General features: G+C 60.6%; 19 protein-coding genes. 10 read left to right on the forward strand and 9 right to left on the reverse strand.

Annotation, left to right across the window (positions count from 1 at the left end; translation table 11 throughout):
- Positions 1-101: 101 nt before the first annotated feature.
- From OPU96_RS23740 to OPU96_RS23750, 3 genes are read right to left on the reverse strand one after another with little or no spacing between them, the layout of a single operon-like run.
- Positions 102-1,058, reverse strand: coding sequence for an ImmA/IrrE family metallo-endopeptidase (locus tag OPU96_RS23740; protein WP_498559801.1), 957 nt, complete (start codon positions 1,056-1,058; stop codon positions 102-104).
- Positions 1,031-1,342 carry a hypothetical protein gene (locus tag OPU96_RS23745; RefSeq protein ID WP_401328801.1) on the reverse strand — a complete coding sequence of 104 codons (312 nt, stop codon included), beginning with the start codon at positions 1,340-1,342 and terminating at the stop codon, positions 1,031-1,033. Before OPU96_RS23745 ends, OPU96_RS23740 begins: the two co-directional genes overlap by 28 nt.
- Positions 1,343-1,351: 9 nt before the next feature.
- Positions 1,352-1,588: a colicin E3/pyocin S6 family cytotoxin gene (locus OPU96_RS23750; RefSeq protein WP_498559802.1), complete on the reverse strand. Its 237-nt coding sequence runs from the start codon at positions 1,586-1,588 to the stop codon at positions 1,352-1,354.
- A 1,197-nt stretch (positions 1,589-2,785) separates the two neighbouring features.
- Here OPU96_RS23750 and OPU96_RS23755 point away from each other — a divergent pair.
- Complete coding sequence (locus OPU96_RS23755) at positions 2,786-4,915, forward strand: M48 family metallopeptidase (protein ID WP_498559803.1); 2,130 nt, start codon at positions 2,786-2,788, stop codon at positions 4,913-4,915.
- A gap of 73 nt (positions 4,916-4,988) precedes the next feature.
- On the opposite strand, the gene OPU96_RS23760 is transcribed toward OPU96_RS23755, so the two are convergent.
- On the reverse strand, positions 4,989-6,284 hold the full coding sequence (locus OPU96_RS23760) for an OprD family porin (RefSeq protein ID WP_192298439.1): 1,296 nt from the start codon (positions 6,282-6,284) through the stop codon (positions 4,989-4,991).
- A 410-nt stretch (positions 6,285-6,694) separates the two neighbouring features.
- Between OPU96_RS23760 and OPU96_RS23765 the strand changes: the two genes are divergently transcribed.
- On the forward strand, positions 6,695-8,770 hold the full coding sequence (locus OPU96_RS23765) for a TonB-dependent receptor (protein ID WP_498559804.1): 2,076 nt from the start codon (positions 6,695-6,697) through the stop codon (positions 8,768-8,770).
- A 129-nt stretch (positions 8,771-8,899) separates the two neighbouring features.
- Here OPU96_RS23765 and OPU96_RS23770 read toward each other — a convergent pair whose 3' ends face one another.
- From OPU96_RS23770 to OPU96_RS23780, 3 genes are all read right to left on the reverse strand, one after another.
- Positions 8,900-9,112 (reverse strand): hypothetical protein, encoded by a 213-nt coding sequence (locus tag OPU96_RS23770; protein ID WP_192298441.1) that lies wholly within the window; start codon positions 9,110-9,112, stop codon positions 8,900-8,902.
- A 234-nt stretch (positions 9,113-9,346) separates the two neighbouring features.
- Positions 9,347-10,453 carry an agmatine deiminase gene (gene aguA / locus OPU96_RS23775; RefSeq protein ID WP_192298442.1) on the reverse strand — a complete coding sequence of 369 codons (1,107 nt, stop codon included), beginning with the start codon at positions 10,451-10,453 and terminating at the stop codon, positions 9,347-9,349.
- Between the two features lie 121 nt (positions 10,454-10,574).
- The gene (locus OPU96_RS23780; protein ID WP_498559805.1) at positions 10,575-13,475 is read right to left on the reverse strand and encodes an aminotransferase; all 2,901 of its coding nucleotides are present in this window, start codon (positions 13,473-13,475) and stop codon (positions 10,575-10,577) included.
- A 151-nt stretch (positions 13,476-13,626) separates the two neighbouring features.
- Here OPU96_RS23780 and rfbB point away from each other — a divergent pair, with 151 nt between their 5' ends.
- The 7 genes from rfbB to OPU96_RS23815 are packed head-to-tail and all read left to right on the forward strand — an operon-like array spanning position 13,627 to position 20,695.
- Positions 13,627-14,709, forward strand: a complete 1,083-nt coding sequence (rfbB, locus tag OPU96_RS23785) for a dTDP-glucose 4,6-dehydratase (protein WP_463983812.1) — start codon at positions 13,627-13,629, stop codon at positions 14,707-14,709.
- Complete coding sequence (rfbA, locus tag OPU96_RS23790) at positions 14,706-15,581, forward strand: glucose-1-phosphate thymidylyltransferase RfbA (protein ID WP_498559806.1); 876 nt, start codon at positions 14,706-14,708, stop codon at positions 15,579-15,581. The genes rfbB and rfbA overlap by 4 nt, the downstream gene beginning before the upstream one ends.
- The gene (rfbC, locus tag OPU96_RS23795; protein WP_305391879.1) at positions 15,578-16,123 is read left to right on the forward strand and encodes a dTDP-4-dehydrorhamnose 3,5-epimerase; all 546 of its coding nucleotides are present in this window, start codon (positions 15,578-15,580) and stop codon (positions 16,121-16,123) included. Before rfbA ends, rfbC begins: the two co-directional genes overlap by 4 nt.
- A complete protein-coding gene (rfbD, locus tag OPU96_RS23800; protein ID WP_305391878.1) occupies positions 16,120-17,001 on the forward strand; it encodes a dTDP-4-dehydrorhamnose reductase in 882 nt (293 codons plus the stop codon). Before rfbC ends, rfbD begins: the two co-directional genes overlap by 4 nt.
- 36 nt (positions 17,002-17,037) lie before the next feature.
- On the forward strand, positions 17,038-18,846 hold the full coding sequence (locus tag OPU96_RS23805; protein ID WP_192298448.1) for a sensor histidine kinase: 1,809 nt from the start codon (positions 17,038-17,040) through the stop codon (positions 18,844-18,846).
- Positions 18,843-20,219, forward strand: a complete 1,377-nt coding sequence (locus tag OPU96_RS23810; RefSeq protein WP_192298449.1) for a sigma-54-dependent transcriptional regulator — start codon at positions 18,843-18,845, stop codon at positions 20,217-20,219. Before OPU96_RS23805 ends, OPU96_RS23810 begins: the two co-directional genes overlap by 4 nt.
- Before the next feature lie 20 nt (positions 20,220-20,239).
- On the forward strand, positions 20,240-20,695 hold the full coding sequence (locus OPU96_RS23815; RefSeq protein ID WP_192298600.1) for a YiiD C-terminal domain-containing protein: 456 nt from the start codon (positions 20,240-20,242) through the stop codon (positions 20,693-20,695).
- Positions 20,696-20,823: 128 nt separating this feature from the next.
- Here the strand turns inward: OPU96_RS23815 and cysQ are convergent, their stop codons facing one another.
- Together cysQ and nudE are read right to left on the reverse strand one after the other, a co-directional pair.
- On the reverse strand, positions 20,824-21,660 hold the full coding sequence (cysQ, locus tag OPU96_RS23820) for a 3'(2'),5'-bisphosphate nucleotidase CysQ (protein WP_226456743.1): 837 nt from the start codon (positions 21,658-21,660) through the stop codon (positions 20,824-20,826).
- Entirely contained in the window at positions 21,657-22,223 is a 567-nt protein-coding gene (nudE, locus tag OPU96_RS23825) for an ADP compounds hydrolase NudE (RefSeq protein WP_192298451.1), read from the reverse strand. The genes cysQ and nudE overlap by 4 nt, the downstream gene beginning before the upstream one ends.
- 87 nt (positions 22,224-22,310) lie before the next feature.
- Here nudE and yrfG point away from each other — a divergent pair, with 87 nt between their 5' ends.
- Positions 22,311-22,973, forward strand: a complete 663-nt coding sequence (gene yrfG / locus OPU96_RS23830; protein WP_192298452.1) for a GMP/IMP nucleotidase — start codon at positions 22,311-22,313, stop codon at positions 22,971-22,973.
- Positions 22,974-23,058: the final 85 nt, after the last annotated feature.

The raw sequence follows: 23,058 nt of genomic DNA on the forward strand, positions 1-23,058 counted from the left end.
GCGCAAAAATAAATCTGTCCTCTTTTCCTAAGGTAGGGCGTTGGGCCTGGGCCCATTCCGACATATAATTAGTGAGATATTAACCTAACACAGATTCGACATTACTTTGAGAGAAGTTCCTTCACACGTTTTATGACATACTGTTCAAATAATGGGTGATTAACTGCCTCTTCAATGCCTTCTCTACCATCATATGTACGCATGATCGCGCTACATATTTCTGACTCACTTAACTCCTTGCACTTCTGAAACCTCGCCGGAAGTATTGCATTGATGCTTGGTTTCAGGTGCTTAGTTCCACTTTCAAGCAAAATCTGCTCTAGAACTTCACGCCAGGGACGAGAATCGCTTTCCTCAATATCTCTATTATTAAAACACCAAGCTACATACGAGTACCCATTCAACTTGAATGACTCAAAGCTATGCTCTGTCCTAAAAATAGTATCATTCATAAGATCCCGCCCCTCAAAAGACGGAGTGTTAGGTGCAGTAGCGGTTCGATAAAACTTTATAAGCGATCCATCGCTATCAATTTGACAACAAACTATTGGGACCTGAAGGGTTTTGAACACCTTAATCAAAACAGCTTCACGAGAAGCATTGGATGCCTTAATTAAGTATTTCAGATAACTACTAAATTCTTCATAGCTGTCATGTTTCTCTTTCAGCCATAAACTCGGTATCAATAGTTCAGCAGCAAATTTATTTGCCTCGCTTTCCATCTGTAAATATTCATAATCATCAGCGTCGGCATCTAAGTGTGAAACAATGGTTCCGGTGTGCCAAGGAATAATAATATGTCCTAGCTCGTGAGCTAGGGTAAAATTTTTCCTAGCTTCTGGCGCTAAAGAGTTAACCAAAATCTGCGGTCTTTCCGCCCCTCCAATTCCAATGGTAACTCCGTCGGCAACGATAGGAAATGGAATGATTTCTACATCACCATAAATGCATGCAAGAGCCATCAAATCATAAGGTGGTGTCAAAGAATGACGTGCCAATACCCGCGCCGCCATCTTCTCTTCGGGAGCCATCAAATTTTCCCTATCTGCCGAAGCCATTTTTCTATCCGTTTTGCCTCTTCTGGCGTACTGGCACGCGCGGCAAGTGCAAATCTCTCACGATTCAACTCCTCGTCAAAAGTACAACCTTTTCTTCGCGCTGCAATGATGTACGAAATTATCGAAGGGGTAGTGCCCCACAAGGAATACTCCTCCCAAGACATTCCGAGATACTCGTGCAATTCTTGATCAGTTCCTTCTTCCCCGTCGTGCCATTTCCCCACATACTCGTCAATTTCCTCTAAGAGGACATCACCGGCTAAACACTGCTCGATAAAATTCATAAATGCCTCTTAGTTTGGATTAATTCTACGACCGCGCACTGCTGGCTTCAGCATAGTTCCGGTAATTGGGCATGCGGCGCCAAGATGACGGCCTTGATGATTGAAAACTTCAACTTCCCCGTGAAGCGAGTCCCATGTGTAATATAGTTTTTCGATAGATTCAAAGTAAACTTTTCGGCCCCCCTCAATAAAGGCGACCTTGAGATTATCCAGAATTGAAGGTTTAGGTCTAGGTAGTCCGCCCATTTTGCTCTCTTAATCAATCCCTATTAGAAACAGACAGTGCTAATTTATTTCATAGCACTATTCTGGAGTAGCCAACACCTATTTCAGCTTCCTTGGTACTCAAAAAGGAGCGCCAGGTCACCAGAGCCGTCCCTCCACAGAAAATAATAGCGGAAGAGGTATTCAACAGTCCGTGATTGTATGTCCAAAATCAATGTGCCAGCTAGCTCTCGATTGCGTACTTCAACGTAGCTCAAGGTTAATGGACTGAGGCGATTGAAGATCCCGTCACGGAAGGTACACGCTAGGTATTCGGCCCGATTTCTCCTCCGGCTCAGCAGCACCCGCTGCTCATAGCAGCAGGACCGCACGCCATATGCAACGCCCATCAATCCCCTTAGCGACCTGCAAAACGCACGGCCAAATTCCGCGATCGGGGGTTGTCGAATGCTGGTAAAGAGTGCTGATAAGCTATGAATTCCGGGTTCGACTCCACTGAACGCCATAACTAGCTGATTTATTTATAGTTACTAGTTGGGGTACGCCGAATTTTCCAACGAACTCCAGACGCCCGAAAAACCTAGCCCCGCCGAAACATACCGTTCGTCTGGTGCCGCACCATATCTCAAAGCCCCGCAATGCGGGGCTTTGTGGTTTCTGGGGTTTAGAAAAACACTCCGCCTAAAACCACCAAAAACCCCACTCCGTCCAAAATTCGTCCAATTTCATTTTTTGGACGCTTTCCTACTATCAGCTTTCCTTCCGCCCTCTTCCTCTCAAAAAAACACCCGCCAACTGATTCAACAAAACTACCTCTCCCATATGCCCAGAGCTGAAATGCGCATTCTTCATCGCCATCACCAACGATGCATGCCTCGTCGTGCTGAGGCAGGCTCTGTCGCAGGAGGTGCCTTGGGCAACGCATTTAGCGGATGGATAGGTAAGAAGATCTACGAGGCTGTTAAATGACACTGAGCACGGGCGATGCGGTTCTTTAACAGTTCGGTTATCACGACTTGGGCGCCGATCCGGCGCCTAGGATAATGTCTCCCAGGCCCCACTGTGGCAGGTGGACCTGATGGCCCGCTACCCGATCACCGACAACGCCTCGGCCACTGATCAACCGAGGCGTTTTGCATCACATCACGGCAAATTTTGGCCTCCCGCCCGCGCGTTTTTCGGTATAACCCAAATTTAACGCGTCGCGAACGGACTCCCATGAACGCCCTGAAACTCATCTTTCTGCTGGTCATTTTCCCGCTGCTGCTGGCCGCCCTCGGCGGCTGGGAGTTGCAGCGGGCGGACCGCGCCACAACGGCGATGATCGACCAGCACATCAGTACCGACCTCTACAAACAAACCCTGCAAGCCGTGGCGGCCAGGCAACCCGAGGCCGATGTCGCGCCGCCGGAAGGCATGATCACCGTCCAGGCCGCCCTCGCGCGTCTGGAGAAGGTCGAAGCCGAGTTTCCCACCGCCCACCGCATCAACCGCGTCTTGCGCGCACTGGCCCCCTGGGTGATCGGCCTCGGGCTGCTCGCGACGTTGATCGGCCTGGCCGCACTCGCTGGCACGCATTGGGCCGGACGCCGCGCGCAGCAGTCCCGCGAACAGTTGCTGCGCGTGTTCAGCCTGGGCAGCCGCCTGTTGCCCTACGTGTTGGTGAGTCATGTGGTGGCAATGGCCGCGACGGTAGCGCTGGTGCTGGTCTTCGAGGGGCTGGCGCTGTGGCATGTGGGCAAGCTCGGCAGCGGCGTAATGAAGCTGATGGGCATGCTGGGAATAGTCGCGGCGTTGTGCCTGTATTCGATCTGGCTGCTGCTCAAGCAATTGCGCCCGATGCTGGCGATGTTCGAGCCCACGCCGCTGGAGATGTTTGGCCAGCGCGTGACGCCCGAGCAGGCTCCGGGGTTGTGGCGCCATGTCGATGAGTTGGCCGCTAGGTTGGGTGCATTGCCACCGGAGCATATCGTGGCGAGCCTGACCCAGGACTTTTACGTGACCTCCAGCGCAGCCCTGGTGATGCCCGCCGAAACCCTCTTGCACGGCCGCACCCTGCATGTCCCGCTGCTGTACCTGGGGCTGCTGGACCGTGAAGAAATCGGCGCGGTGATCGGGCACGAACTGGCGCACTTTGCCGGTGAAGACACCGAGTACAGCCTGCGTTTTTTGCCGATCTACGATGGGGTCAGCCGCAGCCTTGGCGCATTGGCTGACACGATACTGGCCAGCGATCCGCTCCAGGGTCGCCTGATGCGCCCGTCGTTCATGCTTGGCGTGTTTTTCATGGAGCGTTTCGACCACGCCGTAAACCATTGGCGCCGCGAGCGCGAGTTGCTTGCCGACGCCGCCGGCGCGCGGCTGGTGGGCAGTGCCGCCATGGCATCGGCGTTGTTGCGGGTGTCGGTGTTACACGCGGCGCTGGACGATACCTTGATGGACAAGGGCGCAAACGCCGCTGAACGCGATCTGCCAAACGCCGTACTCATGGCGCTGCAAGGCATGGAGTTGCAACTGCCACCCGAGGCATTGGAGAGCCAGCAGCCGCACCCCACCGATACCCACCCGTCCAATGGCGAGCGCCTGCAGGCATTGCAAGTGACCGTCGATGACAGCGTGCGCAGCGCCACACGTGCCGTGGATGCAGGGGCAGCCAACACACAGATCGACGCGTGCTTCAGCGCGCCGCAGGCCCTGCGTGAAGCCCTGTCCCGCGACCTGACCGCCGTGATGGTGTCTGAAGAGTCGGCGCATATGCAGTTGCTGGAAACCATGGTGGACTCGGTCGAGGGCGAACGGACCTTCCATGAAGGCGGTCGCTGGCGCGGTGCGCTGATGGCGCTGGCGTCGACACCTTTTGTACTCGCCGGGTTGTTTGCCATCAGCCGTCCCTGGCTCGCCCCGGAACGCTTGAAGGGCACGCCGCTGTCGGCGCTTGGCGCAGGTGCGAGCCTCAGTCTGATCGGGCTGGCCCTGCTGTGGCTGGGCATCCGCCGCTTCAAGCGTGCGCCCCAGACTGCGTTGCGCCTGACGCCGGAGCATTTTGTGTTCAACAACCTCGCGCAACCGCTGCCGATCGAGCATATCGACGAGGTCAGCTTGCAGTTCGTCCAGGGCATCTGGGTAACCGTGCACCTCACACCCGAAGCGCCGCTGCCGGCAACGCGCAAAACCGCGTTCGGCGTACCCGGCGCACGGGTCAACAGGAAGAAGCGCCAGGTGCTGCTGCACATGGCGCAGCTGTGTGTCGACAATAAGAAGATCGAACCCTATGAAGGGCTGTCGATGATGCTCAACTACAAAAACGCGGCACTGGCGCGCAGGATCTTGCAACAGCGCGAGGACTGATCCGGCGGCATAAAAAAACCCCGAACCAGTCGGGGTTTTTTATCGCCTTGAATCAGGCGCTACACACGATCACTTAGAAAACGTTGATCGGGTAGTCAGCGAACAGACGCAGTTCGTTACCGCCAATGTTGTAGTTGCTGGCGTTGTTCGAAACGCGCAGCCACGAGGCGCGAGCGCGCAGGCTCAGGTCTTTGGCCGGGCCGCTCTGAACCACGTATTTGAACTGGTTGAAGATCTCCCGCTCGGTGCCATTGCCGCGGTTGGAACCGTCGTCGATGTTGGTGCCGCGCACGTACGCCACGTTGTAGCTCAGGCCAGGCACGCCGTAGGCGCTGAAGTCCAGGCCGTAGCCAACCTGCCAGGAACGCTCGTCCTTGCCGTTGAAGTCAGACCAGTAGGAGTTGGCCAGCAGGATGGTGTTGCCACCGTCGCCGATGCCGCTGTTCTTGTTGTCCTGGTGGTAGCCGCTGTACAGGTAGCCGGTGTCGCCGGTGCTGCGCTGATGAGCGAGGGTGAAGCTGTGTGCGCCAACAGCCCAAGTGGCGGCCAGGCTCCAGATTTTGTTGTCGCGGGCGTCTTGGTCGCCTTGGGTCAGCTGGGCGAAATCTTTGTCCAGCTTGGTTTTGTAGCCGTTGAAGTCAAAGGTCAACGATTGCTTTTCTGGCAGGGCCAGCACGTAGTTGACGTTGACGTATTGCTTCTTCAGCACGTCCTGCATATCGGAAGCGTACAGCGCGGCCGACAGGCTTTCGGTGAACTTGTAGCTACCGCCGACGTAGTCGATGCTCTTCAGGTGACCGCTGTCGCTGCCTTCGGCGCTCTTGCGACCTTGCTTGGTGAAGTGACCAGCGTCCAGTTGCAGACCGGCGATTTCCTTGGAAACAATCGAGGTGCCCTCGTAGGTTTCCGCCAACAGACGGCCACTGTCGTAGGCCAGGACCGGTACGTTCGGCAGCTGCTGACCGTATTTCAACACGGTGTTGGAGATACGTGCCTTGACCGCTGCGCCGCCTTTGGCCAGGTCATTGGCGGCCGAGCCGCTGTCGCCTTGCTTGAAGAAATCGATACCGCCACCGCCGCTGCGACCTTTACCACCGTCCAGACGGATAGCGTATTGGCCCAGCACGTCCACACCCACACCGACGGTGCCTTGGGTGAAACCGGACTCGAACTTGCCGATGAAGCCTTGGCCCCATTCCGCTTTGTCCTGGTTGTGGTCTTTGTAGTCACGGCTGATGTACGCGTTACGTGCAGCGATGTTCAGGTGGCTGTCTTCGACGAAACCTTTCGATTCCGCTTGATCGTTAGCCATTGCTGTCGATGCGCTCAAAATCCCCAGAGCGATCAGACTCATCCGTTGCTTCAACATTTCTTATATTCCTTATTACTGGTTGAGTACGCGCTATGACACCAGGCTCCGTATTGCTTTCTGGCGTCGACTTTTCCCGGAAAAAAGAAGGCCCGCGGACGACGAGTCTGCCGCGGGCCTTTTTTTATTGGAGGAGTCATGGCTGTTAGCCACAGGCGTTGGACGCAATCCTAGTCGCGCCCGGAACTATGTGTCAATTTCGCGAATCGTCTGTATTTAGGCGAAAAAATTCTAAGCAAAGGCCTACAGCCTTTCTGAAAACGACCAAAAAACCCTTCCAACGACGAAAAACACACATTTCGTAACATATTTCAAAGCCGATACATTTGGTATTGGATAACGCGCGCAAATGCAAAGCATTACCATTAACGCGCAGTTTTCCTCCCCAATAATCCGGATACATTTCCCCCATGCCTGCCCCACGCCTGTCGCCCATCACACTTGGGCTTTCCGTCTTGCTGTCTGCCGGTTTTGCCTGTGCCACCACCACCTTGCCTGCCACCTCGATCAGCGCCGAAGCGGATGAAGACGACCCGCGCATCAAGCAAACCAGCACCGCCACACGCACTGCCACCCCGGTGCGGTATGTGCCCCAAGCCATCGACTCGGTAAAGACTGAAAGCCTGCGCTCCTACGGCACCAACGACCTGGGCCAGGCCTTGAGCGGTATCCCCAACGTCAGCAGCGGCGCCGACACACGCTTCGACAGCCTGCGCATTCGCGGTTTCGACGCGAGCAACGATTTCTACCTCGATGGCATTCGCGACGACAGCCAATATGTACGCGACCTGCATAACATCGAGCGCATCGAAGTGCTCAAGGGCCCGGCGGCCGTACTCTACGGGCGAGGCGGTCAGGGAGGGATCGTCAACCGTGTGAGCAAGCTGCCGATCGCCGGGCACAAGTCCAGCATCGAAGCCCAGGGCGGCAGCAACGACCTGCGCAGTCTGTATGCCGACCTGAGCACCGACCCCAGCGATAACATCAGCCTGCGCCTGAACATGGGCAACCAGGACAACAACAGTTTTCGCGACGGTGTCAGTGGCAACCGCCAACTGTTTGCGCCGTCCATGAGCTGGCAGCTCACGCCGGACCTGAACTGGCTGGTGCAATACGAATACAGCCGCTACAACCGCACACCGGATCGCGGCGTCCCCGGCGTCAACGGCCGCCCGGCCGATGTGAGCCGCAGCACCACCTACGGCGACAGCCGCGACTACATCGACGACAAGTCCCAGTCGCTGCGCTCCAAGCTGAGCTATGAACTCAACGACAACTGGCAGCTGCGCCAGACCCTGGGCGTGTTCAAGCTCGACAGCGATTTCGACAACACCTATCAAACCGCCTACGTTCCGGCGACCAACAGCGTCACGCGCCAGCGCTGGCAGCAGGACCTGACCACCCGCAACGTCTTCAACAACGTCGAACTGGAAGGTGGCTTCAGCACCTACGGCCTGGAACACCGCTTGCTGACAGGCCTTGAACTGGGCAACCAGCGCCGCGATCCGAAGCTGTACACCGCGGCGGTCAGTCGCACCGTGCCAAGCCTCGACCTCAACCAGCCCAATCGCAACCAGCGCCACACCGGGCGAATGAACGTGTGGAGCAACGCCCACACCGAAGTCGAAAGCCGCGCCGTCTACGTGCAGGACCAACTGCGCCTGAACGATCAATGGCAAGTGCTCGCCGGCCTGCGCTACGACCGGTTTGAAGTGGACTCCAAGAACAAGCTGCTCAACCGCCAGCAAGCTGTCGAAAGCCACAGCACCAGCCCGCGCTTCGGCCTGGTCTGGACGCCGCTGGAAAACCACTCGTTCTACGCCTCGTGGAGCAAGACCTTCTCGCCAGCGGGCGGCGGCGTGATCGGCATCACCCCCAATGCCGCCGGCAGCGTCAACGACCTGAGCCCCGAGCTGACCAAGCAAAAAGAAATCGGCGTCAAAAGCGACTGGTTCGACGACCGCCTGAGCACCACCCTGGCGGTATACGAACTGGAACTCTACAACCGCCGCACCGCCGACCCGCAGGACCGCTCCATCACCCTGCTCAGCGGCCTGCAACGCTCGCGCGGCGTGGAACTGACCGCCAGCGGCAAGATCGTCGGCAACTGGTACGTGCGCGGAGGTATCGGCCTGCAGGACGCCACGGTCGTGAAGGACAACAACGGCTTCGAAGGCAAGCGGGTCAGCGACGTGGCCAAGCGCAATGGCAGCCTGTTCATCACCTGGAAACCGGAAATGGGCTGGTACGCGGAAACCGGCTTGACCCTGGTGGGCGATCGTTATGCCGACAGCTTGAACACCGTGGTCCTACCGGGATATGGCCGCTGGGATGCGCTGGCCGGGTTCCGTCAGAAGGAATGGGATGTGCGTGCAGCGCTGAACAACATCGCCGACAAGACCTACTACGCCTCGGCGACGAGTGTGGCGCAGATCCAGCCGGGGGAGCCGCGTAGCCTGGTCGTAACCGGCACCTACAGCTTCTAAGACAGAACACCATCCCAATGTGGGAGCGGGCTTGCTCGCGAATACGGAGTGCCAGTCACCAGATGTATTGACTGATTCACCGTATTCGCGAGCAAGCCCGCTCCCACATTTTTTGAATGCAGTGTTCTTTTAATTTTTCAGCAAATCACACAACGCGTGCACTTCATCTTCACTGAACAGCCCCACCGGATACCGTTGGCTCATCATGCTGCGCAAATCCGGCAGCCTGCTCTTCCGTGAGCCGTTTTCCTTCAACCAGAGCCCCAGTGCTTGGATCGCGTCGCCGTCAACCCGCATAGGGTGAAACGTGCGCGTGTACATCAGGTTGATTTGAGGACTCATTTCAGCGCTCTCTCCTACTGCGTGAGCGGCCAACTTACTCAAGGTTTATGACAGAACTGCACAGCCATAAACCTGGATCACTGTCGCAACAGCGATACAAGAGCTATGCCAATGTCGGCGTTTTATCGCCAGGCGCACACAAAAAAGCCCGCGGCCTTGCTGGGCCGCGGGCTTGCTGTGGGTGATGGCCGCGTTGGGGCGCCAGTCACCGTCACGCTGCTGTTACAACTGCACTCAGTTTTTCTGTGGAGCCGGCTGCTGTTGGGTAAGGCAATGAATATTCCCGCCGCCCAGTAACAGTTCGCGGCCCGGCACCATCACCACTTCATGCTGTGGGAACAGGTTCTGCAGGATGACCCTGGCCTGGCCGTCCAGTGGATCGTCGAAACTTGGCGCGATGATGCCGCCGTTGACGATCAGGAAGTTCACGTAGGAACCGGCCAGGCGCACGCTCGGATTACGTTCCTGCGAACCGTCCACCGGGTCGACACCGGCGCACTCTTCCTCGGTGGCGTACAACGGCCCCGGGATCGGCATTTTGTGCACTGTGAACGGGCGGCCCTTGGCGTCGGTGCTGCTTTGCAGCACGTCCAGGGCGGCGTGGCAGCGCGCGTAGTTGGGGTCTTGCGGGTCGTCGGTCCAGGCCAGCAGCACTTCGCCAGGGCGCACGTAGCAGCAGAAGTTATCCACATGGCCGTCGGTTTCATCGTTGAACAGGCCATCCGGCAACCAGATGATCTTATCCACAGCCAGGTTGGCGCTGAGCACCGCTTCGATTGCCGTGCGATCCAGATGTGGGTTGCGATTGCGGTTGAGCAGGCACTCTTCGGTGGTGATCAACGTGCCTTCGCCGTCGACGTGAATCGAACCGCCTTCCAACACAAAACCCTCGGTGCGGTAGCGCGGCGCGCGTTCAATCTCGAGGATCTTGCCGCCCACTTGCGAATCGCGGTTCCACGGCGCGTACAGGCCACCATCAAAGCCGCCCCAGGCGTTGAAGTCCCAGTTCACACCGCGCACTTCGCCGCTGTCGTTGATCACGAAGGTCGGCCCGGTGTCACGCACCCAGGCGTCGTCGCTGGACATTTCCACCACACGGATATTCGGCACATCCAGGCGCGCACGGGCGTTTTCGTACTGGCCGGCGGACACCGCCACCGTCACCGGTTCAAAACGCGCAATGGCCTTGGCCACCGCCACATGCGCCGCTTGCGCCGGCTTGCCGCCCAGGCGCCAGTTGTCCGGGCGCTCGGGCCAGATCATCCAGGTCTGGGTCTGTGGCGCCCATTCGGCAGGCATGTAGAAGCCATCGGCGCGAGGTGTGCTGTGCAGGGTGGTCATGGCGATCAGGACTCCGAATGGGGCAAAGGCCGACTTTATAACGGATAAAAATCGGCTTTAAAAGCAAGCAATGATGCTAGCCAATAAATATGACAAGAAATAACCGATAACAATCGATTAACTACAGTTGCTCGTCGAGCACCTTCGACAGCATGTCGACAAAAAAATCCACGCTGCGCCTGGACGTGACCATCGGCGGTTTGATCTTGAGGATGTTCAGATAGTCGCCGGTTGGCTGCATGAAAATCCCCAGCTCGCGCAGGCGATCACACAGCAGCGTGGTTTCTTCGGTGGCCGGCTCCAGAGTCTGACGGTCGCGAACCAGCTCCAGCCCCAGGTAAAAGCCGGAACCGTGAACCGCCCCGACCAGCGGATGCCGCTCGATCAATTCCTCCAGGCGTGCCTTGAAATGCCCGCCGACCACCTGGGCGTTTTCCCACAGCTTTTCTTCCTCCATCACATCCAGCACCGCCATGCCGATCCGGCAACTCACCGGGCTGCCCCCCGACGACGAGAAGAAATACCCCTCGGCCTCCAGCGCCTCGGCAATCTCCCGCCGGGTGATCACCGCGCCCAGCGGCTGGCCGTTACCCATGCCCTTGGCCATGGTGATGATGTCCGGCACCACGCCCTGCTCTTCAAAGCCCCAGAAGAAGCGGCCCATGCGCCCGTAACCCACCTGCACCTCGTCGGCGATGCATACGCCACCCTGGGCGCGGACCAGCCCATACACTTGCTGCAAATACCCCGCGGGCAACGAGATGCCACCGGCATTGCCGTACACCGGCTCGCAGATGAAACCCGCCAGCTGGCGCTGATTAGCGGCGATTTTCGCCAGGTTGTGCTCCACACTTCGTACGTAGTCCGGCGCACTGTCCGGCCCGCGAAACTCGCCTCGATAGGTGTTCGGCGCAGTCACCGGATGCACCCAATCCGGGCGGCTGCTCAGCGCCTGGGGGTTGTCGGCAATCGAGGTGGACACCGCGTCCGCCGCCACCGACCAGCCGTGGTACGCCTCCAGCACGCTGAGCATGTCGCGCCCGCCGCTGTAGGCCCAGGCCAGGCGGATCGCCAAATCATTGGCCTCGGTGCCGCTGTTGACCAGGAACACCCGGTCCATCCCCTTGGGCGCCAGCGCCAGCAAGCGCTCGGAAAATTCGGCAATCGCCGCGTAATGGAAGCGCGAGTTGGTATTGAGCAGCGACCACTGCCGCGCCGCCACCGCCGCCATGCGCGGGTGGCCGTGGCCGAGGACCGCGACGTTGTTGAGCATGTCCAGGTAGGAGCGGCCCTGCATGTCGATCAGGTGGTTGCGCCAGCCGCGTTCGATACGCGGCGGGTCGACGTAATAGTGTTTTTGCGAACGGGCGAAACTGGCGTCGCGTCGGGCCAGCAGGGCCTCGGAGTCCAGCTCGGGTTCGGCATCGCAGGCCAGCCCCAGCAACGCCGCTGGCGACGGGCACAGGGCCTGCCAGGCCATGGCGCGCGACGGCGTGCAGAACAGCGGTGGCGTAACGTCCGCCCGGCACAGTTGCACGATCAACGGCGCATGCACCTCGCCGAGCACCTGGCCCTCAACCAGCAGCGCCCCCGGTTTCAACCCGGTTGTCAGCCCCCACAACCGCAGGCTCAACTCGACGCCCTGCACACTCACAAGACCGTCGGCGTCGTGATGCAGCGTCCCGGCGAAAGGCGCTTCCAACAGCGTGCCGTGGGGCAGATGCAGCTCAACATGCAGCGCGAATGTCTCAGGCTCCGCGGCACTGTCCGGGTTGGTGCGCGAAAGCCGATATTGGCCGTAGCGGCTGGCCGCCAACCCATGCACCGCCGCCGCTTCGTCCAGCAGCCGGCGATCAATACCGGGCTGCTCCCAATTGCCCGCCTCGAAATGCGGGCTGAGCACGCCCAGGTCGATCAACGCAAACTCACGCCCCACCAGCTCCGGCAACAACGGCGCGAAATCCTGGCTGGCAAACGGCAGCAGGTTCTCGCCGACGCTGCGCAAGATCGCCGCGTCCATCAACGCGAACGGCACCGACGTTGCCACGTGGAAAATTTCCCACTCATGTTCAGCGTTCTTCAGCAGGTAAGCGTTATCCGGGTCCAGCCGCTGTTGCTGCTCACTGCTCAGTACCAGCACCGCCGCCCGCGCCACGATCAGCGGCCATAGCGCCTGCAACTCTTCACGGCGCAGCGGCGTAACCGCATGAAACGCCTGCACTGCCGGCAAGATCGCAAAGGGGTCGCCCTCGGCGTGATGCAGCAGCGCCGCGCAGGTCACCGACAGGTCGGCAATGCGCCAGGTGTGCACCAGATCACCGAAATCAATCACGCCCTCAACCCGCCAATGCCGCTGGGCGTCACGCTGCCAGACCACATTGTCGTCGGTGATGTCCATGTGCACGGCCTGCCAAGGCAGGTGCTCCGCCAGCGGCCGGATATGCGCCTCGACCTGCTCGGAGACCCGCTCCAGTTCGGCGCGGTACGGCAGGTTTTCCAGGGTTGCCAACAAGTGCGTGATCAACTCAGGCGCGTGGCGCGGGTCCCATTGCAGCGTGCGGTCCAGGCCCGGGTGCCCGAACGGCGCCAGGGCCAGGCTCATGCGCCCGCACAGGTCGCCGAAGCCTGCGATCACCTCGCGGCCCAGGTGCGGCAGATGGGTCAGCGGCTGGCCATCGATGTAGTCCAGCACGCGCAGGTGCAGGGTTTGCCCGGCGTGGGTGATGGTCAGCAACTCTTCGCCATTGAGCGCCTTTATCACCTGTGGTACGCGTACGGCGTGCAGGCTGTTGAGTGCGGCATGCTGGGCCTGCAACTCCACAGCGGCGTAGTCGCCCCGGCAGATTTTCAGAACGAACCGGCCACGGGCGCTGTCGACCTTGTAATTGAGGTCTTGTTGGCTGCCCAGTGATTGCAAGGTGCCAGTTAGCCCGTAATGCTGCTCAAGTAATTGTGCCGCCTGGTCGAGGCCCACTTGCGGGCAGGGTAGACTGGCGCGGTGAATCAACGTGGCGAGCAGCATGGGGGCATCCTCTATTTTTTAGACGTGTATCTCGCCACTGTTCGGGGGGTTTAGGCAACCCCCTGCGCATACCGTGCTTGCGCCGCCCGGCTCCACAACTCAAGCTATGCTCCATTCGCAAAACACCCGTCTTAGAAAAAGGCCCTCCGACATGCGCATTCTCATCACCGGCGGAGCGGGTTTTATTGGCTCCGCCCTGATCCGCCACCTGATTCAACACACCGAGCACGAAGTGCTCAACCTGGACAAGCTGACGTACGCTGGCAATCTGGAATCATTGACCAGTATTGCCACCAACAGTCGCTATGAGTTCGTCCAGGCCGACATCATTGACCAGGCCACAGTCAGCGCCGTGCTCGCACGTTTCGAGCCACAGGCAATCATGCACCTGGCTGCCGAGTCCCATGTCGACCGTTCGATTGACGGCCCATCGGACTTTATCCAGACCAATATCGTCGGCACCTACAGCCTGCTGGAGGCCACCCGCGCCTACTGGCAGACGCTGGCCGAGCCGGCCCGCAGTGCGTTCCGTTTCCACCACATTTCCACCGACGAAGTGTACGGCGACCTGCACGGCGTGGACGATCTGTTCACCGAAACCACGCCCTACGCCCCCAGCTCGCCTTACTCCGCGAGCAAGGCAGCGTCCGACCACCTGGTCCGCGCCTGGCAGCGCACCTATGGCCTGCCGGTATTGCTGACCAACTGCTCGAACAACTACGGCCCCTTCCACTTTCCCGAAAAGCTCATCCCGCTGGTGATCCTCAACGCCCTTGCGGGCAAGCCGCTGCCGGTCTATGGCGATGGTTTGCAGGTGCGCGACTGGCTGTTCGTCGAAGATCACGCCCGTGCGCTGCTCAAGGTCGTGACTGAAGGTGCGGTGGGCGAGACCTACAACATCGGCGGGCATAACGAGCAAAAGAACATCGACGTGGTACGCGGTATCTGTGGCCTGCTGGAAGAACTGGCGCCTCAACGCCCGGCGGGTGTCGAAAAATTCACCGACCTGATCACCTTCGTCAAGGATCGTCCAGGCCACGATCAGCGCTACGCGATCGATGCGGGCAAGATCGAACGCGAATTGGGCTGGACCCCCGAAGAAACCTTCGAAACCGGCCTGCGCAAAACCGTACAGTGGTATCTCGATAACCTGGAATGGTGCCGCAGGGTCCAGGACGGCAGCTATCAAGGTGAACGACTCGGCAACACCAATCTAAAGGATCTGATCGCATGATGAAGGGAATCGTATTGGCCGGCGGCTCCGGCACCCGCCTTCACCCCATCACCCTGGGTGTCTCCAAGCAACTGCTGCCGGTGTATGACAAGCCGATGATCTACTACCCGATCTCGGTGCTGATGCTGGCGGGGATCAAGGAAATCCTGGTGATCTCCACGCCGGTGGATTTGCCGCAGTACCGCAACCTGCTCGGCGATGGCAGCCAGTTCGGCGTGCACTTCAGCTATGCCGAGCAGCCGTCGCCGGACGGCCTGGCCCAGGCCTTCATCATCGGCGAGGAGTTCATCGGTGATGACCCGGTCTGCCTGATCCTGGGCGACAACATCTTCCACGGCCAACACTTCGGCGACCAGTTGCGTACCGCCGCGCAGCGCCCTTCGGGTGCCACCGTCTTCGGCTACTGGGTCAAGGACCCGGAGCGCTTCGGTGTCATCGACTTCGACAAAGACGGTCGCGCCCTGTCCATCGAGGAAAAACCGGCCAAGCCCAAATCATCGTATGCCGTGACCGGCCTGTACTTCTACGACAACGACGTAATCAGCATCGCCAAGGCCGTCAAGCCTTCGCCCCGTGGCGAGTTGGAGATTACCGACGTCAACAACGCCTACCTCAAGCGTGGCGACCTGCACGTAGAGCGTTTCGGTCGTGGCTTTGCCTGGCTGGATACCGGCACCCATGACAGCCTGCTCGAAGCCTCCACCTACGTGCAGACCATCGAACATCGCCAGGGCCTGAAGGTGGCCTGCCTGGAAGAAATCGCCTACGAGAATAGCTGGATCGACCGGGATCACTTGCTGGCGCGTGCCAAATACTTCGGCAAGACCGGCTATGGCCAATACCTCTACTCTCTTGCCGGGGAAAACCTATGAATGTAACCGCCACTGAGTTGCCCGGTGTATTGATCATCGAGCCAAAGGTTTTTGGCGATGAACGCGGTTTTTTCTATGAGAGTTTCAATGCCCGGGCGTTTGCCCAGGCCACCGGGCTGCAACAGCATTTCGTGCAGGACAACCACTCTCGCTCGCAAAAAGGCGTATTGCGCGGCCTGCACTACCAAGTCGAGCACGCCCAGGGAAAACTGGTCCGCGTGACGGCCGGTGAAGTGCTGGACGTGGCCGTGGACATTCGCCGCAGCTCGCCTCATTTCGGCCAATGGGCCAGCGTACGGCTATCTGCCGACAATAATCGCCAACTGTGGATTCCACCGGGATTTGCCCACGGTTTTGTGGTGCTCAGTGACCACGCCGAGTTCCTGTACAAGACAACGGATTACTACACACCGTCGGCAGAGCGCTGCATCCGCTGGGACGATCCAGACCTCAATATCGATTGGCAGTTGACCGCAACCCCGACCCTGTCCGCCAAGGACCAGAATGGCAAAAGCCTGAAAGAAGCCGACCTGTTCCCATGACCAGCCCTCTGAAAATCCTCATCACCGGCCAACACGGCCAAGTCTCCCAGGCCCTGCAACAGCAGCTCCTGGGCCTTGGCGAACTGATTGTGCTGGGCCGCGACAGACTCGACCTGGCCAACCCCGAGCAAATCCGTCAGCAGGTGCGCGCCCAGCGTCCCGACCTGATCATCAACGCCGCCGCCCACACCGCCGTCGACCTGGCCGAAAGCGAACCGGACGTCGCGTTCGCGATCAACGCCAGCGCCCCCGGCATCCTCGCCGAAGAGGCCAAGGCCCTGGGCATCCCGTTGATCCACTACTCCACCGACTACGTGTTCGACGGCCGCAAACCGGCGCCCTACACCGAAGCCGACACGCCGAACCCGCTCGGTGTCTACGGCCAGAGCAAGCTGGCCGGCGAGCAGGCGATTGCGGCGGTGGGGGGCGAATACCTGATCCTGCGTACCAGTTGGGTGTACTCCAACCATGGCAAGAACTTCCTGCTGACCATGCAACGCCTGCTGCAGGAGAAGCCGCAGATGCGCATTGTCGCCGACCAGATCGGCGCACCCACCTGGGCCGGCAGCATTGCCAGCAGCACCCGCGCCTTGATCGAGCGCTGGCAGGCCGGTGATGCGGGGCAATGGGGCGTCTATCACCTGACGGCCCAGGGCGAAACCTCGTGGTTCGGCTTCGCCCAGGCGATTGGCGAACATTTGCGCGCCGAGGGCAAAGCCTGTGCCGAGCTGGAAGCGATCCCCTCCAGCGCCTACCCGACGCCCGCGCAGCGCCCGTTGAACTCGCGCCTCGATTGCCGCCGCCTGCAACAGCAATGGCAGGTCAGCCAGCCGCAGTGGCAAGACGCATTGCGCGAGTGTCTTGCACAGCAGCACTAGGCATAATGCGCCTGTACTCACAGGCGCCCGACTCCCATGACTCCACCTCTCCCGCGAAGACCCCGCTGGCGCAGCCTCGCCCTGTTGGCGTTGTGCCTGGCACCGCTGCTGTGGCCGCTGGAGCACCTGGCCGAGCGCTACTACCGCAGCGAACTGGCCGGGCAGAACCGCCAGACCCTCGACCTGTACGTCGCCAACCTGCTCGGCACCCTGCACCGCTTCGAAGTACTGCCGCAGATCCTCGGCGACCTGCCGGCCCTGCGCACCGCATTGGCGGCGCCCCAGGTCAGCACCAACCTGGCCAATGCCAACCAGCTGCTCAAGGACGTCGCCGCCCAGGCCGGGGTGGAAGTGATGTACCTGATGGACACCCACGGCAAGACCCTCGCCGCGTCGAACTGGGATAAACAGGACAGCTTCGTCGGGCGCAATTTCTCGTTCCGTCCCTATTTCAGCGAAGCCATGGCCGGGCGCCTGGGGCGTTTCTTCGGCCTGGGCACCACCTCGGCCAAGCGCGGCTACTTCTTCGCCGCCGCCGTGCGCGATGGCGAAAACATCATCGGCGTGCTGGTGGTCAAGGTCGACCTGGACCACACCGAAAGCCTCTGGGGCAAGACCCCGGAACAACTGCTGGTGACCGACCACAACGGCGTGGTGATCCTCACCTCACGCCCGCAATGGCGCTTCCGCGCCACCCGCCCGCTGACAGCCGAAGAGCGCCAGGCAATCACCGCCATCCAGCCCTACCCGACCCGCGACCCGCAGCCACTGACCCTCAGCTCCACCGCGTGGCTGCGCCAATCCACGGCCATTGCCGAAACCGGCTGGAACGTGGAGATCCTCGCGCCACAATCCCTGATCAACCGCCCGGTGCGCACCGTGGTCGCCGTCGGCGGCGCGACGTTGCTGGTGCTGATGCTGTTGCTCGGCCTGATGATGCAGCGCCGTCGCCACTACCTGGAGCGCATCGCCTTTGAAGCCAAGGCGCGTCGCGAGCTGGAAGCCCGCGTGATCGAGCGCACCAGCGATCTGGAAGGCCTCAACCGGCGCCTGAAACAGGAAGTGCTGGAGCGCGAACACGCGCAGCAGGAATTGGTGCGTGCCCAGGATGACCTGGTGCAGGCCGGCAAACTGTCAGCGCTGGGCACCATGTCGGCGAGCATCAGCCACGAGCTCAACCAGCCCTTGGCAGCGATTCGCAGCTATGCGGAAAACGCCGAGATCCTGCTCGACCACCAGCGCACCGACGACGCCCGCGGCAACCTCAAGCTGATCAGCGAACTGACCGGGCGCATGGCCTCGATCATCGCCCACCTGCGCGCCTTCGCCCGTCGCGACCGGCATGCGCCGGAGAGCGTCGGCCTGCAACCGGCGCTGGACGATGCACTGGCGTTGCTGGCCAAGCGACGCCGTTCGATGGAAGTCGAGCTGATCCGCGATTTGCCGGAAGCGACGTTGTGGGTAGAAGCCGGCGAAACCCGGCTGCGCCAGGTGCTCGGCAACCTGCTGGCCAACGCGCTCGACGCCCTCACCGAAAAAGGCCCGCCGCGCAAGCTCTGGCTGAGTGCCGAAACCACCGAACAGGGCGTCAACCTGTACATCCGCGACAACGGCCCGGGCTTTTGCATGGAAGCCCTGGGCCGCGCCAGCGAGCCGTTCTACACCACCAAGACGCGCACCCAGGGCCTGGGGCTCGGCCTGGCGATCTGTGACACCCTGATGCGGGCGTTTGGTGGCGAGTTGCTGTTCGCCAACCACAAGGAAGGCGGCGCGTTGTTAACCTTGAAATTGCGTGCCGGCTCGCCGGGCGTCAGTCTGCAACCGTCCGAGGACCGCAGTGTATGAGTATCGAGAACGGCATTCAGGTGGTGTTGATCGACGACGATCCACACCTGCGCCAGGCCCTGTGCCAGACCCTGGACCTGGCCGGGCTGAAAGTCCTGCCCCTGGGCGAAGCCAACGGCCTCACCGCACGCCTGTCGCGGGATTGGCCAGGGGTGGTGGTCAGCGACATCCGCATGCCCGGCATGGACGGCCTGGAGCTGCTCACCGAACTGCACGGCCAGGACCCGGACCTGCCAGTGCTGCTGATCACCGGCCACGGCGATGTGCCGCTGGCGGTGCAGGCCATGCGTGCCGGGGCCTATGACTTCCTCGAAAAACCCTTCGCCAGCGACGCCCTGCTCGACAGCGTGCGCCGCGCCCTGGCCCTGCGCCGCCTGGTACTGGACAACCGCAGCCTGCGCCTGGCCCTCAGCGATCGCCAGCAATTGAGTACCCGACTGGTCGGCCACTCGCCCCAGATGCTGCGCCTGCGCGAGCAGATCGGTGCCCTGGCGGCGACCAAGGCCGATGTGCTGATCCTGGGCGAAACCGGTGCCGGCAAAGAGGTGGTGGCCCGTGCACTGCACGATTTGTCGAGCCGCCGCAGCGGGCCGTTCGTGGCGATCAACGCCGGCGCCCTGGCCGAATCGGTGGTGGAAAGCGAGCTGTTCGGCCACGAGCCGGGCGCGTTCACCGGCGCGCAGAAGCGCCGCATCGGCAAGTTCGAATTCGCCAACGGCGGCACGCTGTTCCTCGATGAAATCGAGAGCATGAGCCTGGACGTACAGGTCAAGCTGCTGCGCCTGCTGCAAGAACGCGTGGTGGAACGCCTGGGCGGCAATCAGTTGATCCCGCTGGACATCCGCATCATCGCCGCCACCAAGGAAGACCTGCGCCAGTCCGCCGACCAGGGCCGTTTCCGCGCCGACTTGTATTACCGCCTCAACGTCGCCTCGCTACGCATTCCGCCACTGCGCGAGCGCGGTGAAGATGCGTTGATGCTGTTCCAGCACTTCGCCGACGAAGCCAGCAGCCGCCATGGCCTGCCCCTGCACGAACTGCAACCAGGCCAGCGCGCCCTGCTGTTGCGTCACAACTGGCCAGGCAACGTGCGCGAACTGCAGAACGCCGCCGAACGCTTCGCCCTGGGGCTTGAGCTGGCCCTGGACGCCACGCCCGACAACCCGTTCGCCAGCGTACTGACCTCCACCCCGGGCGGCTTGAGCGAGCAGGTCGAACAGTTTGAAAAAAGCCTGATCGCCGCCGAACTGACGCGCCCCCACGGTTCCATGCGCAGCCTCGCCGAAGCCCTCGGCGTGCCGCGCAAGACCCTGCACGACAAACTGCGCAAGCACGGCCTGAACTTCGCCAACCAAAGCGGCGACGACGAATGACCCACGCCAAAGAGACCGCCATGAGCCGCGACAGCCAATACCTCGAATCCGTCCTGCACCACGACATCCCCCTGACCCGGGAAATGGGCCTCAAGGTGCGCGGCTGGCAGCACGGGCGGCTGGAATTGCACCTGCCGTTGCAGGCCAATATCAACCACAAGAGCACCATGTTTGGCGGCAGCCTGTACTGCGGCGCAGTACTGGCGGGTTGGGGTTGGCTGCACTTGCAGTTGCGTGAAGAAGGGATTGAAGACGGGCACATCGTGATTCAGGAGGGGCAGATCAGTTATCCGCTGCCCGTCACCCGCGACGCGACCGTGGTGTGCCAGGCGCCGGAGGAGAAGGTGTGGAAGCGGTTTGTGGCGACCTACAAGCGCTATGGTCGTGCACGGTTGACGCTGCAGACGTGGATTGTGAATGAGGGCAGCGAGGACCGCGCCGTTGCCTTTACCGGCCAGTACGTCCTGCACCGCTAACCGCAACAACACCAAACAATTGTGGGAGCGGGCTTGCTCGCGAATGCGGAGTATCAGCTAGAACATTTCTGACTGATCTACCGCTATCGCGAGCAAGCCCGCTCCCACACTTTTGATCTGCTGTAGTTCTAAGACCGAGCCAGGCTCAGCAAGCGTTCGCGCCACGGCGCTTTGGCCGGCAATGCCAAAAAGAACGGATTCAACAACGACGCCCGCGCCGGATAACTGAACGGCACGCCGCTCAACTCCAACACTTCGCCACCCGCGCCTTCCAGCACGCCTTGGGCCGCGGCGGTGTCCCACTGCGATGTCGGCGCCAGTCGTGGATAACAGTCGGCACTGCCTTCGGCCAACAGGCAGAACTTCAGCGAACTGCCGATATTCGCCAGCTTCAGCGCTCCCAAGCCTTCACTCAAACCGTCCAGCAGACGCTCCTGCTCCGGGCTGGTATGCCGACGGCTGGCGACCACGGTAAACGCCTCGCCGGCCGCCGGGGCCGTGCGCACCTGGATCGGCTTGTGCGCTTCATTCACATCCGAACGCCATGCGCCCAGGCCCGCACCACCGAAGTAGCAACGCCCGTTGGTCGGCATCGACACCACGCCAAACACCACGCGGCCCTGCTCGATCAAGGCGATGTTGACGGTGAACTCTTCGCTGCCGGCGATAAATTCCTTGGTGCCGTCCAGCGGGTCCACCAACCACCAGCGCTGCCAAGCGGCGCGTACGCTTTGGTCAATGTCGGCATCCTCTTCGGACAGGACCGGGATGCTCGGGTCCAGCGCGGTCAGGCCCGCGAGGATGAGGTGGTGAGCGGCAAGGTCGGCCGCCGTCACCGGCGAATCATCGGCCTTGGACGTCACGGCCACCCCGGCGCGCCAGTACGGCAGGATCACTTCACCGGCCTGGCGAGCCAGCTCGATAACGGGGGCGATAAACGGGTGGCCTAAAAACAATTCGCTCATGCGTTAAACGCTCCTCGCTGGGTCAACAGGTCTCGTACCAGGTACAGCGCGGCCAGGGCGCGGCCTTCGCTGAATTGCTCGTTTTGCGCCAGCATCGACAGCTCACGCAGGTTGACCTTGTCCACCCGCATCGGCTCGGGCTCATCACCTTCAAGACGCTCTTCGTAGAGATCGGTGGCCAGCACCACCTGGATTTTCTGGCTCATGTAGCCGGGCGACAGCGACAGCTCGGTAATCAGTTCCAACTGCCGTGCGCCATAGCCCGCCTCTTCCTTGAGCTCACGGTCGGCAGCCGCCAGAACATCTTCGCCGGGTTCGATCAGGCCCTTGGGCAAGGACAGTTCATATTCATCGGTGCCGCCGCAATACTCTTCCACCAGCACCGCGTGCTCGTCATCGAGCATCGCCACGATCATCACCGCGCCGTAGCCGGCACCGCGACCCACCAGGCGCTCGTAGGTCCGTTCAACGCCATTGGTGAAGCGCAATTGCACTTCCTCCACGCGGAACAAACGGCTACTGGCGACTATTTCGCGGGCGAGGACGGTGGGTTTCTGGCGCATAAGCGGCTCCTTGGCGTGATCGGGTTACTATACCGTGGCTTTTCCGATTGTCTGTGTCGGATATTTCAACTTACAAGAGACCGCCCCATGCCCTCTTTGCCCTGGCACGCCATCGACACCGTCCTGCTGGACATGGACGGCACCCTGCTCGACCTGCATTACGACAACCATTTCTGGATGGAGCACCTGCCCCAACGCTACGCCGAACTGCACGGCGTGAGCCGGGCCATGGCCGAGATGGAGTTGCAGCCCCTGTTCGAGCGTAACGCCGGGCAGTTGCAATGGTATTGCCTGGATTTCTGGAGCGCCGAACTCAAGCTCCCGGTACGCGAACTCAAGCTGGAAACCGCCCACCTGATAGCGCTGCGCGCGGATGCAGACACCTTCCTCGCGGCGATCAAACGGGCCGGCAAGCGTGTGATCCTGATCACCAACGCGCACCGTGATTCGCTGTCACTGAAATTGGAACGGATTGAGCTGGCACCGTACTTCGAACGCCTGATCAGCTCCCACGACTACGGTTTTGCCAAGGAAAACCCGCAGTTTTGGGATGCGTTGCAAGCCGACATCGGCTTCGACCCGGCGCGCAGCCTGTTTATCGACGATACCTTGCCGATTTTGCGCAGTGCGCGGGCGTTTGGTGTGGGGCATTTGTTGGCGGTCAAAGAGCCGGACAGTAAAAAAGGGGCCAAAGACACAGGGGAATTCGAGGCCGTCGACGACTACCGCGATCTCATTGCCGGACTCTAAACCCAATGTGGGAGCGGGCTTGCCCGCGAAGGCGGTGGATCAGAAACACATTCAGTGACTGACACTCCGCTTTCGCGGGCAAGCC

Source organism: Pseudomonas sp. RP-B7, from assembly GCF_059803535.1.

Bases quoted from the DNA above. Each gene is read 5' to 3' on its own strand.
- yrfG (WP_192298452.1), top strand. From the start codon at position 22,311: ATGCCCTCTTTGCCCTGGCACGCCATCGACACCGTCCTGCTGGACATG.
- nudE (WP_192298451.1), bottom strand. From the start codon at position 22,223: ATGCGCCAGAAACCCACCGTCCTCGCCCGCGAAATAGTCGCCAGTAGC.
- OPU96_RS23770 (WP_192298441.1), bottom strand. From the start codon at position 9,112: ATGAGTCCTCAAATCAACCTGATGTACACGCGCACGTTTCACCCTATG.
- OPU96_RS23760 (WP_192298439.1), bottom strand. From the start codon at position 6,284: ATGTTGAAGCAACGGATGAGTCTGATCGCTCTGGGGATTTTGAGCGCA.
- cysQ (WP_226456743.1), bottom strand. From the start codon at position 21,660: ATGAGCGAATTGTTTTTAGGCCACCCGTTTATCGCCCCCGTTATCGAG.
- OPU96_RS23740 (WP_498559801.1), bottom strand. From the start codon at position 1,058: ATGGCTTCGGCAGATAGGGAAAATTTGATGGCTCCCGAAGAGAAGATG.
- OPU96_RS23750 (WP_498559802.1), bottom strand. From the start codon at position 1,588: ATGGGCGGACTACCTAGACCTAAACCTTCAATTCTGGATAATCTCAAG.
- OPU96_RS23765 (WP_498559804.1), top strand. From the start codon at position 6,695: ATGCCTGCCCCACGCCTGTCGCCCATCACACTTGGGCTTTCCGTCTTG.
- rfbB (WP_463983812.1), top strand. From the start codon at position 13,627: ATGCGCATTCTCATCACCGGCGGAGCGGGTTTTATTGGCTCCGCCCTG.
- rfbA (WP_498559806.1), top strand. From the start codon at position 14,706: ATGATGAAGGGAATCGTATTGGCCGGCGGCTCCGGCACCCGCCTTCAC.
- OPU96_RS23810 (WP_192298449.1), top strand. From the start codon at position 18,843: ATGAGTATCGAGAACGGCATTCAGGTGGTGTTGATCGACGACGATCCA.
- aguA (WP_192298442.1), bottom strand. From the start codon at position 10,453: ATGACCACCCTGCACAGCACACCTCGCGCCGATGGCTTCTACATGCCT.
- rfbC (WP_305391879.1), top strand. From the start codon at position 15,578: ATGAATGTAACCGCCACTGAGTTGCCCGGTGTATTGATCATCGAGCCA.
- OPU96_RS23755 (WP_498559803.1), top strand. From the start codon at position 2,786: ATGAACGCCCTGAAACTCATCTTTCTGCTGGTCATTTTCCCGCTGCTG.
- OPU96_RS23805 (WP_192298448.1), top strand. From the start codon at position 17,038: ATGACTCCACCTCTCCCGCGAAGACCCCGCTGGCGCAGCCTCGCCCTG.
- OPU96_RS23745 (WP_401328801.1), bottom strand. From the start codon at position 1,342: ATGAATTTTATCGAGCAGTGTTTAGCCGGTGATGTCCTCTTAGAGGAA.
- OPU96_RS23815 (WP_192298600.1), top strand. From the start codon at position 20,240: ATGAGCCGCGACAGCCAATACCTCGAATCCGTCCTGCACCACGACATC.
- OPU96_RS23780 (WP_498559805.1), bottom strand. From the start codon at position 13,475: ATGCTGCTCGCCACGTTGATTCACCGCGCCAGTCTACCCTGCCCGCAA.
- rfbD (WP_305391878.1), top strand. From the start codon at position 16,120: ATGACCAGCCCTCTGAAAATCCTCATCACCGGCCAACACGGCCAAGTC.